Origin of the sequence: Anaerospora hongkongensis, assembly GCF_004339805.1 — a bacterium.
GTDB lineage: Bacteria > Bacillota > Negativicutes > Sporomusales > DSM-15969 > Anaerospora > Anaerospora hongkongensis.
In genome coordinates this window covers 346,206-359,303 of the sequence record NZ_SLUI01000003.1, presented here as the reverse complement: position 1 = coordinate 359,303, position 13,098 = coordinate 346,206, and the positions used below count along the sequence as shown (strand labels likewise).

The 13,098-nt window shown below is 43.2% G+C and carries 10 protein-coding genes and 2 pseudogenes; all 12 read right to left on the bottom strand.

All coding sequences use genetic code 11. The annotated features are described in order from the left end of the window. Nucleotides 1-6: 6 nt before the first annotated feature. The 12 genes and pseudogenes from EV210_RS06405 to EV210_RS06355 all read right to left on the bottom strand — a co-directional run bounded on the left by EV210_RS06405 (nucleotide 7) and on the right by EV210_RS06355 (nucleotide 12,583). Entirely contained in the window at nucleotides 7-864 is an 858-nt protein-coding gene (locus EV210_RS06405; protein ID WP_132077285.1) for a 3-hydroxybutyryl-CoA dehydrogenase, read from the bottom strand. 25 nt (nucleotides 865-889) lie between these two features. Next, a complete protein-coding gene (locus EV210_RS06400; RefSeq protein WP_132077283.1) occupies nucleotides 890-2,068 on the bottom strand; it encodes a thiolase family protein in 1,179 nt (392 codons plus the stop codon). A 110-nt stretch (nucleotides 2,069-2,178) separates the two neighbouring features. Beyond that, nucleotides 2,179-3,492, bottom strand: coding sequence for an acetyl-CoA hydrolase/transferase family protein (locus tag EV210_RS06395; protein WP_132077280.1), 1,314 nt, complete (start codon nucleotides 3,490-3,492; stop codon nucleotides 2,179-2,181). 29 nt (nucleotides 3,493-3,521) lie between these two features. Further along, nucleotides 3,522-4,304, bottom strand: a complete 783-nt coding sequence (locus EV210_RS06390; RefSeq protein ID WP_165898814.1) for an enoyl-CoA hydratase/isomerase family protein — start codon at nucleotides 4,302-4,304, stop codon at nucleotides 3,522-3,524. 53 nt (nucleotides 4,305-4,357) lie between these two features. After that, nucleotides 4,358-4,693: pseudogene (locus EV210_RS23435) on the bottom strand (methyl-accepting chemotaxis protein); the annotation flags it as partial. A gap of 204 nt (nucleotides 4,694-4,897) precedes the next feature. Further along, nucleotides 4,898-5,398, bottom strand: a pseudogene (locus EV210_RS23430) (PrpR N-terminal domain-containing protein); the annotation flags it as partial. A gap of 181 nt (nucleotides 5,399-5,579) precedes the next feature. Next, complete coding sequence (locus tag EV210_RS06380) at nucleotides 5,580-6,086, bottom strand: LeuD/DmdB family oxidoreductase small subunit (RefSeq protein WP_132077271.1); 507 nt, start codon at nucleotides 6,084-6,086, stop codon at nucleotides 5,580-5,582. 4 nt (nucleotides 6,087-6,090) lie between these two features. Continuing rightward, nucleotides 6,091-7,371, bottom strand: coding sequence for a 3-isopropylmalate dehydratase large subunit (locus tag EV210_RS06375; RefSeq protein ID WP_132077268.1), 1,281 nt, complete (start codon nucleotides 7,369-7,371; stop codon nucleotides 6,091-6,093). Nucleotides 7,372-7,409: 38 nt separating this feature from the next. Continuing rightward, nucleotides 7,410-8,348: an isocitrate lyase/PEP mutase family protein gene (locus EV210_RS06370; RefSeq protein ID WP_132077265.1), complete on the bottom strand. Its 939-nt coding sequence runs from the start codon at nucleotides 8,346-8,348 to the stop codon at nucleotides 7,410-7,412. 94 nt (nucleotides 8,349-8,442) lie between these two features. Next, entirely contained in the window at nucleotides 8,443-9,741 is a 1,299-nt protein-coding gene (locus EV210_RS06365) for an SLC13 family permease (RefSeq protein WP_132077263.1), read from the bottom strand. Between the two features lie 80 nt (nucleotides 9,742-9,821). Next, a complete protein-coding gene (locus tag EV210_RS06360) occupies nucleotides 9,822-11,216 on the bottom strand; it encodes an S-layer homology domain-containing protein (RefSeq protein ID WP_132077258.1) in 1,395 nt (464 codons plus the stop codon). A gap of 602 nt (nucleotides 11,217-11,818) precedes the next feature. Beyond that, on the bottom strand, nucleotides 11,819-12,583 hold the full coding sequence (locus EV210_RS06355; RefSeq protein ID WP_132077255.1) for an IclR family transcriptional regulator: 765 nt from the start codon (nucleotides 12,581-12,583) through the stop codon (nucleotides 11,819-11,821). Nucleotides 12,584-13,098 lie beyond the last annotated feature (515 nt).

Below are 13,098 nucleotides of genomic sequence, written 5' to 3'. Positions count from 1 at the left end.
ACGCTATCATAGGCTGTAGTTGTAGAAGCCTCTTCCCGACTTACGGCCAAGCCAGCCAGAATCCACATACTTACGAAGTAGCGGACACGGACGATATTTGGGATCCCCGTAACCTTTATACAATACATCCATTACATTTAAAACAATATCTAACCCGACCATGTCTGCCAACTCTAGCGGTCCCATCGGATGATTAAATCCAAGTTTACATACTGTGTCAATATCGTCGACGCTTGCTACCCCTTCCATTAACGCGTATACCGCCTCGTTAATCATTGGTACTACGATCCGGTTCCCACAGAAACCCGGAAAGTCTTCGACCGTTACAGGGGTTTTCTTTAGTGCTAAGGTTAGCTCCTCAGTAATGGCAAAAGTCTCTTTAGAAGTAGCCAAACCCTTAATTAATTCCACAAGTTTCATCATCGGCACTGGACTAAAAAAATGCATACCAATTACTTTTTCAGGGCGCTTGGTTACGGCAGCGATTTGTGTAATCGGCAACGAGGACGTATTACTGGCAAGAATGGTGCTCTCCGGGCAATAGGTATCGAGCGCTATGAAGATTTCCTTCTTGATGGAAAAGTTTTCGGGCGCAGCTTCAATCGCAAAGTCTGCCGACTTAGCTGAATCCGCAAAGTTTACCGAACCACTGATTCGCCCGATAATCATCCTTTTGTCTTCCTCAGACAATTTTCCCTTTTCGATAAGCTTAGCAAGGTTGTTCGCAATTGCGTTTACTCCACGATCAACAAAGTCTTGCTTAATGTCATATAGCACGACCTCAATTCCCGAACTGGCGGCAACTTGGGCTATCCCGCTGCCCATAAGACCAGCACCAATAACCAGCAGCTTATTGATATGCATGTTCTTCCCTCCCATAAACATTTCGTCAGATATTCTCAATTATTGCGGCAATAGCCGGGCCACCGCCCACGCAAAGAGTTGCAAGTCCATACTGTTCTTTACGCCGTTTTAGTTCGTAAATTAGTGAGACGATAATTCTGGCTCCGCTACAGCCCACCGGATGACCTAACCCAATACCTGAACCATTAGTATTTACCTTACTCATATCTAGCTTTAACTCCCGGTTTACGGCTAAAAACTGGGCGGCGAATGCTTCGTTTATCTCATAATAACCGATGTCTGATGCTTTAAGTCCGGCATATTCTAATACCTTCGGCACACTGTACACTGGTCCGATGCCCATTACTTCCGGGGAAACCCCTACATTTGCAGTAGCCTTAACTCTAGCAAGCGGTTTCACACCAAGTTCACGGGCTTTGTCCATCGTCATCAACACCATAGCGGCAGCGCCGTCGTTCACTGATGATGCGTTGCCAGCCGTCACCGTTCCGTCCTTCCTGAAGGCAGGTTTCATAGCAGTAAGTTTTTCCAACGATACATCAGCTCTGGGGTGCTCATCGGTATCAACTATAACAGGGCCTTTTTTTGTTCTAACACTTACCGGCACTATCTCTTCTTTGAATTTCTCATCCATAATTGCCTTAATAGAGCGTTGGTGGCTAATCACGGCGAGTTCATCCTGCTCGGCACGGGAAATACCATATTTCTCGACTAGGTTTTCCGCCGTAACCCCCATATGATAGCCCTGAATTGCGCAGACCAAGCCATCGTATAGCAACGAATCGTGAATCTCACTATGCCCCATCCGATAGCCTTCACGGGCACTTTTGAGAATATAAGGCGCCTGGGACATACTTTCCATCCCCACAGCCAAAGCAACATCGATTTTTCCCAACAAGATAGACTGAAAAGCCAGTTCAAATGCTTTCATGCCTGACCCACACTGCTGATCAACAGTGTAAGCGTATCCTTCTATAGGCATTCCACACCGAAGCTGAAGCTGACGCCCGGGATTCCCTTTATTACCGGCTTTGTAAACCATGCCGCAAGCCACCTCAGTGACTAGATCTGACGTAATTCCGGCTTGGGCCATTGCCCCATTTGCAGCAATAACTCCTAATTCGATTGCGCTAATATCTTTGAATGATCCTAAAAAATCGCCTATCGGAGTTCGTTGCGCACCGACTATGACGACATCACGCATCCTCTTCACCATCTCTTTCTATTTCTGGTATGTAGAAACTTGTCATCTTTCCAATAGGAGCTTTCCCTGCAGCCTCGCCTAAGGTGGCTGGCAGGAAAGCTCCTTACTTATTAATATAACAGGCCGTATTTCTTCGCATCATTCATCAATTCTTCGCGGAACTGCGGATGAGCGATAGCTACCAGTGCCTTAACTCTCTCGGGAATACTCTTGCCCCTAAGGTCTGCAACCCCGTATTCGGTCACAACATATTGTGTATCGGACCGCGGGGTAGTGACTACCGAGCCCGGTACAAAAGAAGCTGTGATTCGTGAAATCAAACTGCCGTCTTTTTGTTCGGCAACTGAGCGAAATGCAAGGAATGACTTACCGCCCGGTGCTAAAAAGGCACCTCTAACAAAATTCAGTTGTCCGCCTGTTCCACTAAATTGATCAAAGCCAATCGATTCGGAACATAGCTGACCGGTCAGATCGCACATTAGTGCATTGTTGATTGAGACAAACTTATTATTTTTTCTAATTATCTCTTCATTAGTTATATAACTGATAGGATATGTTCTGACCTGTGGGTTATTGTTCATAAATTCGTACAGTTTTTGTGATCCGATTCCAAAGCTGACCGTCATTTCGCCAGGATGCAGTGTCTTTTTACTGCCATTGATTATACCCTTTTCTGCAAGATTCACCATCGAATCGGTGAGCATTTCAGTGTGAACACCCAAATCCTTATGGTTTTCCAAAAAAAAACCGACTGCGTTGGCTACGCCGCCAAGGCCGATTTGGATCGTAGACCCATCCTCAATATATGGAACTATGTACGAAGCGATTTGTTTCTCAACATCCGAGACGGGCGGCTGTTGCAGTTGGGCAAGTTTATGATCTTGTTCGCAAATATAATCAACGTCATTTACATGAATGAAGGAGTGGGATTCCCCGTACACGTAAGGCATTTCTCGGTTGACCTGAACAATAACAGTATCTGCAATTTTTGCTGCCGTCTCACCATTGAAAGTACCTATTACACCATAGCTCATGTAACCATTCTCATCAGGTGGCGACACTTCCGCAATAAATACATTGGCATCGATCCGATTTTTCGTTATCCAGTCTATATCACCGAATTGGCAGGACGTTACTTCAATATTACCTTGCGGCATCACCTTACGCTCAAAGGGGCCCAGGAACACTGTGTGGTGACTAAGGTGGTCTTTGTACTCCCCCTTAAGATACTCGAAGGGATAGAGCGGAAGCGCTGTGGACATCTGAACGTTTTCCAATTCTTTTGCCCTTTTGGTCAGCGCCTCAATTATACTTACCGGGGCACACCCAGCAGGCGGGTACCAAACCCGGTCGTTGGATTTGATTTTTTGGGCAGCTTCTTCAACTGACACCAGTTTCTTTGCATAAGTCTCTTTCCAACTCATTTTAAACCCTCCCAAATAATAATTTTCTACTACTTGCCCTGAAATACTGGTGCCCGTTTAGCCTTAAAAGCTTCGACGCCTTCCTTGTGATCCGCAGTCTGCATGCAAATGCATTGGAGGTCTGCCTCGTATTCTAAAGTGCTTTCAAGATCAAGTTTGTCGCTGCGAGCCACCATGGATTTAATCATGTCGTAGGCAATAGGCGGCCCGTCAGCCAAACGGGCGGCGAATTTGCAAACGCTGTCATCAAGCGCTTCGTCATCGACAACTTTATTGACTATACCCAAGCTCAGCGCTGCTTCGGCGTCAATAACGTCTGCTGTAAACATCAATTCTTTCGCTTTATGAATACCTACGACCCGTGGCAACAGGTAAAACCCGCCGCAATCGGGCACTAACCCGACCTTGGCAAAACTTTGTGCGAAACGCGCTGACTTTGCGCAAAACACTATGTCGCAGGCTAACGCCAGTTGAAAACCGGCTCCTGCAGCAATACCATTGACCATGGCAATCACAGGTTTCTCCATGTCCATGATCAGTGAGATGATGTCCCCTGCTTCCTTAATAAAATTGCGGGCGACTATTGGGTCTGAGAGCGAGCGGAGATAGAACAAGTCCCCGCCAGCGCAAAATCCCTTGCCTTTTCCGGTTAGCACCACCGCCCGGATTTCTCTGTCCTCCCTCGCGCTTGTCAGCGCCGCCATAAGTTCGACAACAAGGTCTTTATTCATCGAATTCATCGCATCAGGGCGATTAAGAGCAATAGTCGCAACCTTTCCTTTCTTTTCGAATAACACCGATTTTCCTAACATAACGTCTCCCCCCTTTTTAATTATGAGCATAAGTAATACTTATTTGCGTTACTTTAACGGTCATTTTTCGCCATGTCCATTAGTTTTTGTCCAACCGATCTTACCCCTTCCAGCATGCGGGTTATTTCTTGCGTGGCTTTAGCTTGTTCTTGTGTTATGATGTTGCCTTGTTCAATGTTTTTCAAAACCTTTGAGTTAGTATCACGTAAGAGTAATAGCATATCGCCAATATCTTTAGCTGAACGACTGGTTTCGTCAGATAACTTACGCACTTCATCCGCGACGACAGAGAATCCACGTCCATTTGTACCGGCTCGAGCCGCTTCAATCGCTGCGTTGAGTCCCAATAGATTGGTTTGCTGAGCCACCCGTCGGATGACATCAAGGATATGCGAAGTTCTACCCATTCTTTCCTCCGCTTCTTTTGCAAATTCAGCGGATTCCTGGCTTGTCGCCGCAAGTTCCTCGGATGCGGCAGACAACTGCTCTGCCGCCGCGACAGCCTGCTCCAATGCATCATATATTTCGATCACACAAGAATTAAGTTGCCTGTTGCGCTCGTTATTGCGCATCCGCACAGCTTCCTGTGCCTGTGAGATTTTGACCGCTTCGTTTATAGCTCTATTGATCGCGGAATGCCCTGCATCTAGAAACTCAAACGGTATCTCATATTCTTTTGTTACCTCACGCCCCACGCTGTGGGAGACCAGTCCGCCAATTCCCAATTTGAGAAGTCCTGCGGTCTGCTTGCGCATGTCCTCGTCCGTTTCACAAGTACGCAAGTAAACGGTAATATCGCCCATATCAATATCCTGCGATGCTTCAGCGATGAATGTTGATTGCACGACGATACCAATCTTCGTTACCCCAAACTTTGCAAGTTTACTTACAGGAATTAATACATCGGTTATTGACGCAGTGAACTCGACCACAGTTTTACCTGTTAATTTTTTGAGCTGAGTAGCTATTCCGCCTCTCGCAATATATACATCTGTGTCAGGATTCCTTTCGATCAAACTAGCTACTTGCTGAACATTTGTTATTATTTCGACACAAGCATTCACTCCGTTTCTTGAAATAATATTGCTGGCCATTTCAGCCATTGTATCGGTTTGGGTAATAAACATAATTGCGGGCATCATAATCCCCCTAGAATAATTACGGAAAAACCTCGGTTGTCCGTATGAGCGAATTTGCTTTAACTGTTATAAGAGCAGCATGTATCCTGCTGCTCTTATATAAAATCCAGTTCCTTTTTTAACAATTACTGAACAGTTAAATACCCTGTTCTTTTTCTTTTTTAAGAAGATTAATTACTCCCCCGCAACTTAGCAGATTACTAAACTCTTCCGGAAAAGGCGCGAAAGGCAACGTTTTTCCGGTAGTTATATTTGTAATACTACCTGCTGCGAAATCAACTTTAGCTTTATCACCGTCTGCCAAGAATTCGGCAATTCCTTTAACTTCGATTGCAGGCAGTCCGATGGATACTGAGTTGCGGAAAAAAATAGCCGAGAAAGACTCTGCAATTATACAACTTAACCCCAGTTCCTTGAGACGGTCCGAGGCAGGTCGACTTGAACCACAGCCACAATTTTTACCTGCCACTAAAATATCGCCCGGAACTACGCTGGAAGCAAATTCAGGCCGGTTGGCCTCCATGCAATGGTCCTTCATTTTTTCTTTAGGCACCTTACCATGCATTACGGATGCGGGCATCATTAAATCGGTGCTTAAATCATCACCGAATTTCCATACCCGTCCTTCAACTACATTAATCATAAGTCTATACCTCCTTCAAAAAGGGTCTAGGATCAGTAATATATCCTGTAATTGCCGAGGCAGCTACGGTCGCAGGCGATGCAAGATACACCCCTGAGTCAGGGCTTCCCATCCGGCCTTTGAAATTCCTATTTGTACTCGATATACAACGTTCGCCGTCACCCAGAACGCCCTTTCCGCTGCCAGCGCAGGGACCACAGGTTGGCCCATCAACAATAGCTCCTGCATCTATGAATATTTCCAGTAATCCTTCCTTTAGCGCCTGTTTGTATATCTGCATTGAAGCTGGAATTACAATCAGCCTTGCTCTGTCTGCAACTTTCTGCCCTTTAAGAATACCTGCTGCGATGCGCAAATCTTCAATCCGTCCATTGGTGCATGACCCGATAAATGCCTGGTCAATCGCAGTTCCCTCAACATTTGAAACAGGTACGCTATTATCCATGTTGTGTGGGCATGCCACATATGGTTCGATATCTTCAACTCGGATATTAATAACCTGACTGTACTTGGCATCAGGATCACTTTTTACAGGAGTAAATGGATCATTCGCCTTGCCTTTAACATAATTAATTGTCAGTTCATCCGCTTCGAACAAGGCAAACTTCGCGCCTAATTCAATACCCATATTCGCGATAGTTTGCCTTGCTTCTAAAGAGAGAGCGTCGATAGCCGGGCCAACAAACTCTAAAGATTTGTAAAGCCCAACATCTGTACCATATTTCCCTGCAATATAAAGCACAAGATCCTTAGAATAAACACCTGCGGGCCAAACTCCATCTACGACGATTTTCACTGATTCGGGAACCTTAAACCATAGCTTTCCATGCTTTAGCACATACAGCGATTCAATCGGGCCTATGCCCCGCGCAGCTACATTAAGAGCTCCATAAGTAGTCGTATGGGAGTCATGTGCAACTACTAGTTCACCTGGGCGAGCGAAACCCTCTTCAACAAATAAGACGTGACAAACTCCATGACGCCCGATTTCATAAAAATTTTTAATACCATACTTTTGGGCAAACTTCCTGGCTGCAACGTAACTATTCGCATCTCCAACGGTAGACGGCGGCACTTGGTGTTCAATAGGAAGTACAATACGGTCAGGATCCCAAACCTTGTCAATACCTAGTTCTTCAAGATGTTCACCAAGTTCTCCCATTTCACCAAACACAATATCCACAATCCGAAACCGATCCACTTTGGCCATTACCATCTGCCCTGGGATAACCTTATCTAAACCTGCATGTGCGGCTAATATCTTTTCGGCCATTGTCATTCCCATCGCGCAACCTCCTTGTACATTTCTGCAATTATGCAAATTTAAAAAAGTCCAGTAGTATTCTCATATTTTTTCAGTTCTTCAGCTGGAAGAAATTCTTTTTCAAACTCTCGTATCTGCGGCCCACCAACAAAACTTTGCATTGCTTTCATGTCTCCTAATGGACCTGCTTTTAACTCTTCAAGAAACTTTGCCGAAAAATCCATATCTCCCTCTAACATGCCTTTTGCATAGTGCCACATAGCAGTCCCAGCAGCACGCATTGTAGACACCGCATCGCTTGCCATGATAACACCCATCTCCTGCAATTGGGTCAACGGAATCAAGGGGGATAGCCCGCCACCTGAACGATTATAATGAATTGGCGCTTTGACTTCCTCAACTATTCGTTCTAATTCCTCAACAGAGACCAAGGCTTCTGGGAATACCATATCCGCACCAGCATCGACGCAAGCTTTTAGCCTGTCTATAAGCGCATCGACACTACCACCGGATACTCCCCTTACGTCGGATCTTGCAATAATAACAAAATCTTTGTCGAGTTCATCTCGTACCTTAACCGCAGCCCTAATTTTTCCCACCATTTCATCTCTGCTGACAACCGTCTTTCCTGTGGTATGCCCGCAACGCTTCGGAAATTCTTGGTCTTCAATGTGAATAGCCGCAGCACCGGACATGATAAACTCTTCGGTAGTTCTCATAGTGTTTATGGCGTTTCCAAACCCAGTATCAGCATCAGCGATAAGTGGAATTTGCACAGCGCTTGATATATACTTACTCGCCCTTACAACTTCACTCATGGTAGTGAGCCCAACGTCGGGCTTCCCAAGTAGTGCAAAAGAAAGGGCAAAACCGCTCAAGCCGATAACCTGAAAACCCGCCTTCTCAAGTATCATTGCCGATAAGGCATCATAGGCCCCTGGCTTAACTACTGTTTTTCCAGCCGCAAGAATCTGACGTAGACGTGTTGATTTTCGCAATTAAATTCACTCCATTACATTAAATATTGTTCCTAATTGTGGAACTAGTTCCATTTATTAAGCGTTTTTAATTACTCCAGTAGCCCAATAAGTATCAATTATAAAATATTGAAAATAACCAGACTAATATACTCACTATTAATAATTGAACTGGAGGTAAAACAAATAATAGCTTCGGGAAGAGTTCCTTCCTCGCTGCGTCATTAGGGCAACCAGCCAACGTTAAACTTCCTCCTGTTGAGAAAGGAGCCATACCAGTTGCAAGACTTCCAATTAAAACAGCTTCAAAGAGTATTACAGGCGAGACACCCGAAGCCGAAGCAAGTGCTGGAACCATGGGATATAGAGTTGGCAATACTACGCCTAAAGTACTACTGAATACCGAGAATATCCCTGAAACTACAACTAAACAAACTGCCAGTAAATATCCTGGGACGTTACTCCCAATCCAACTTTCTAATATTTTCAAAGTTCCAGCTTTTACAGCTATATCAATCAATATTCCCACGCCACATAATAAGATGATGAGATCCCATGGCACTTTTTTTAATACTTCCTTTTCATCGCCAATCTTGAATAAAAATGCCACTACTGACGCGAGGATCGCCACCATACCAATATCTATCTTACTTTGGAGCAGCTTAACAAAAGGAGTCTTCCCGACAATCAAGCCAGCAATTGAAGGAGCAAGTACCGCCACCATTACGGCGATTATCAAGTACAAATTGATTTTTTGTTCTCTTGTAAAAGGTTCCGGTTTTTCAATGGTCTCACTCGAAACTTCTAGCTTCCGTCTAGTGAATAGATATATGCCGAAGAGCTGAGCGAAGGATAAAAACAATGTTATGACAAATACCGTCATACCATAAGAAGCCGCTTGTTCGGCATAACCAGCTTTAATAATAAGCTCTCTCACTATTACTCCACTGACGCTAGTTATAAAGTATGCCCCTCCTATAGCACCCATACATACGGCCATCGCTCCCAAAAGGCGGCTCATGCCTGTTTTTTCACATAGCATCATTGTCAAGGGGCACATGAAGGCAAGTACTGGATACATACCAGCGCCCATGCCAGACATTAGCATTGACACAAAATAAACAACGAAAGGCAGTGACTCCGGATATTTTCTGCACCTATAAAGGATATTCATGGCTAGTTTTTCTAAAGTACCGTTGAGAATAGCAAAGCTATAGAATAATGTGACTGCGAAGATTATAAAGAAAATCCTGAGGGGCCACATCGCAATAATATCGTTCACCTTAAGATCCATTACAAACGCTCCCACTACATAGGCAGCGGCAAGCGCATAGAAACCAATGTTAATTTCAGTAAAATAGCCGAGTACAATTGCGGCTATCATTATAAGCACTATCAAAAGAGCTATGCTCATTTACAATTCCCTCCAAATTAAAGTACGCGGTAGTCTCGTTACTTTTCGGCGACAGGATTAGTACCGCGTACTTTCCAGACTTATAATTTAACGTGAATCATAGTGTAAAGTATCTTATCCTCTGGAGCTCCGCTATTTACGAATTTTAGATCTTGGTAATCAATATTTGCTACAATGTTCTTAGCAAGAACATACTGATAACTGAACAGCCATCCTTTTGTATTGTCACTACCGTCTAAAGCATTACCATTGAGCTTATACGTTGGAGAAGCAATCCACATTGACCTTAGAGTACCCAACCCGTTCGGAATTGCTCCCATTTCTGTATAGCGGTATGATATAACAAGTGCATCTGTATGCGGTTTGTCATATTTAACAACGACATCCTGGGAAGGGTATATTTTTCCTGGATTGTAGATTCCGTTAGTAATCTGCAGCGCATACGCCTTAGGATGTTCTTTCACGGCACCTACTCCATTGTGAACCGATGTGGAGACGTATTCGCCGGCCAGTGTCCACTTCCCTAGTTTATGAGACAAGTATAAATTATAGAGTTGAGTGTCGTCGTAACCATAGTTGAATGGCGAAGATGACTGCCTTACGAATCGATTATTATTCAAAAACATCCCGCCTACAGTGGTTTCGTCGCTAAGTTTCTTCTGTAACACTGCATATTGCACTTCTTGCGCATCACCAGAAAAGTTCCCAACAGCGGCAGGTTCTGGGCTAGCAATGAAAGCACCGAATTTAAAGGTAGCATCATCTCCTAGTTTTTTCGAAAAAGTAACCCCATCATTACTTCCGCTTTTATAGGCTACGAAACTTCCAAGCTCGCTAAAATTAAAACGGCCCCACCGCACCTCATCGAAACCTAACAAGTTTTTTGTTGTAAAGAAGAAGCGGTCAAATTGGGTAGCAGTCCCAAGGGAAGAACTAGAGGTAGTCGCACCTGCGATATTTAGGCTGGTCACCAGCCGGGCTGTATAAGATGTTTTAGAGTTAATATCGCCAGTGAAATACATACGATTACGCCAGCGCCACGCATCGTTCCCATTTATTTTGGGCGCACCGTCAGGTGGATTATCTTTCGCCATAATAAACAAGCTATCAAATCTTACCTTCAAGTTGGATTTGTTGTAGTTCTCAAGTTTACCAACTCGTACACCTAAATTTTTCAGCTCAGTCTCGAATTCATTAGCCAACTCATCAATCAGCGTTTTATTTGCTGCGTCGGCTTTATCTGATCGTTCCATAGCTTTCCCGACAATTATAGCCATTTCATAACGAGTTATAGTTTTGTCGCCGCGGAACGTTCCATCGCTATAACCGTCAATAATACCAGCCTTTGCCAATTTGCTAATAGCATCGTACGACCAGTGTTTCGCAGGTACGTCGGCGAACGGGCCGGCAAAGGCAATACCAGTGATGCTCAGTACAATGACAAGCACCAAAAGAATACATAGAGTTTTTTTCACTAATTTCCCTCCTATATTATACTATTCTAATTTTTCAGAGCTAAAGATGCGTAGATTGAGTTACCCTGTTGCCATAATCCGTATCCCTAGCTCATATCTATCACTTACTCACACAACGGTAACTTTTTTCGCCGCCCTTCTCCGTTAGTTGTTTTGTTTTCAGTGAATCGCCCATCAAATACAAACTAAACCGTCAATATGTATACTGGTGTCAGATCTTATGCAGGGGATTACAAAGCACCACTATGACCCTGCCATCCGATCACTTTAAATCTCCATACAAGATACGAGAGCACCCTTCACTGTTTTTCCGCAATACGAAACTAGTTCCATTATTATTCCATGCAAACACCCATGTCAAAGAAGTAGAAGTTCTATTGTTCCGTAATCCGGAACTAGTTCCGTTTTTTCTTTCCGACAATGACAATTCTGTTTTTATTTTCTAATTCCTTCTTAGAAAATAGTTTTTTTAAATTTTTAACGTATTCTGTCTCTTATTGTATTTATAAAGTAGTATTTTAGCGTTTCCTTGACATGTCGATCTCACAGTGTATAAATGAATGCTTACTCCTAAATTGAAATGTTCAAAATTATATATATGCTTACACAAGCAGTCTTGGATTACATCCTAGTAATAGTGACGCTTGTTTTACAGCCTTCAGAAGGAGTTGCTTATTTGTCTCAAGTAATTCTTCATTATTGTACATGTTTAGTCCCGCCATACTAATATTTGCAACTACTTCGCCTCTATGGTCCCTAATTGGTGCTGCAATACTCCAAACTCCTTCTAATCGCTCGTTTTTGCTATAGTAATAACCTTGCGCTCTAATGTTCCTAATCTCTATCATAATCTGGTCAATATCTGTTATTGTGCTTGGCGTGAGTTTTTCAATGTGTGTTGTATTTAAAATTTTTATGATTTGATCGTCAGGTAAAGAAGCAAGTAAAACCTTACCTGAGCCAGCATAAACTGGTAGAAGGGACCCTAGAGAAACAGAGTGTTGAATTTCGCGTTTAGAATCTACTTTGCCAATACATAAACGCTGGTTGTCAACCAGAATGTTGAGCGTAATAAATTCACCAGACTGTTCTCCTAGTTGTTCCATAATCGGTCTCACAACTTTGTGCAAGTTATTATTTTTTGAAACTAAATTTCCTAAAATAAATAATTTTATGCCCAGTCGATACTGTTTAGCTTCTTCTGCGATGAATCCATGTTCAATCAAGGTCTGTAGCATTCTAAAAGTAGTACTTTTAGGCAAATCGACAGCATGCATAATTTCAGTAAATGTTAGTGTTTCCTTATCTCCGTTAAAAGCCTCCAGGATTTGTATCGCTCGCTCTACAGATTGAACTTTGTCTTTCATTGCGTTCTCCTCAGTTTCATCTTGTGGAATTGAAATTACTGTGTTGAGTAGATTTTTCTATACTTTTTTTTTTATTCCTTCTTACATTTACCTTCCGCTGAACAATAGAGGCATTTGTGTGATCTCAGAGAGCCACTCTATGAATGAAATAGAGCCATAGTGGTACTAAGAGAGCGACTCACTGCGGTACACCTCCTTATATAATTGAATTTATACACTATTTAGTGTAAATAATTCAAAATAACTAATTGCAAAATCTTAGGTTCTTCGAAAAGATTTACCTACTACCAGAAAATCCCGATTGTGAATATATTCATAGGGAAATGATCAAAAGTAGCGTGACACTAAGTCTTTTATGGGGCGAATACTGACAGCAGAGCTCCCTTAGTACCAATTTTGCCTGATTATCGTAATGTCAATACAACTAAGACGGCCATGCATATAGCCGAGTAAAAAACGATATTCCATTTTGCGGCTTCGCCGTAGCACACTGCTCATCTCCCATTTAAGATTAA

What these genes read in the sequence shown, in the direction of transcription:
- EV210_RS06365 (WP_132077263.1), bottom strand. Translation starts at nt 9,741, where the DNA reads ATGAGCATAGCTCTTTTGATAGTGCTTATAATGATAGCCGCAATTGTA.
- EV210_RS06405 (WP_132077285.1), bottom strand. Translation starts at nt 864, where the DNA reads ATGCATATCAATAAGCTGCTGGTTATTGGTGCTGGTCTTATGGGCAGC.
- EV210_RS06375 (WP_132077268.1), bottom strand. Translation starts at nt 7,371, where the DNA reads ATGGGAATGACAATGGCCGAAAAGATATTAGCCGCACATGCAGGTTTA.
- EV210_RS06400 (WP_132077283.1), bottom strand. Translation starts at nt 2,068, where the DNA reads ATGCGTGATGTCGTCATAGTCGGTGCGCAACGAACTCCGATAGGCGAT.
- EV210_RS06355 (WP_132077255.1), bottom strand. Translation starts at nt 12,583, where the DNA reads ATGAAAGACAAAGTTCAATCTGTAGAGCGAGCGATACAAATCCTGGAG.
- EV210_RS06395 (WP_132077280.1), bottom strand. Translation starts at nt 3,492, where the DNA reads ATGAGTTGGAAAGAGACTTATGCAAAGAAACTGGTGTCAGTTGAAGAA.
- EV210_RS06380 (WP_132077271.1), bottom strand. Translation starts at nt 6,086, where the DNA reads ATGATTAATGTAGTTGAAGGACGGGTATGGAAATTCGGTGATGATTTA.
- EV210_RS06390 (WP_165898814.1), bottom strand. Translation starts at nt 4,304, where the DNA reads ATGTTAGGAAAATCGGTGTTATTCGAAAAGAAAGGAAAGGTTGCGACT.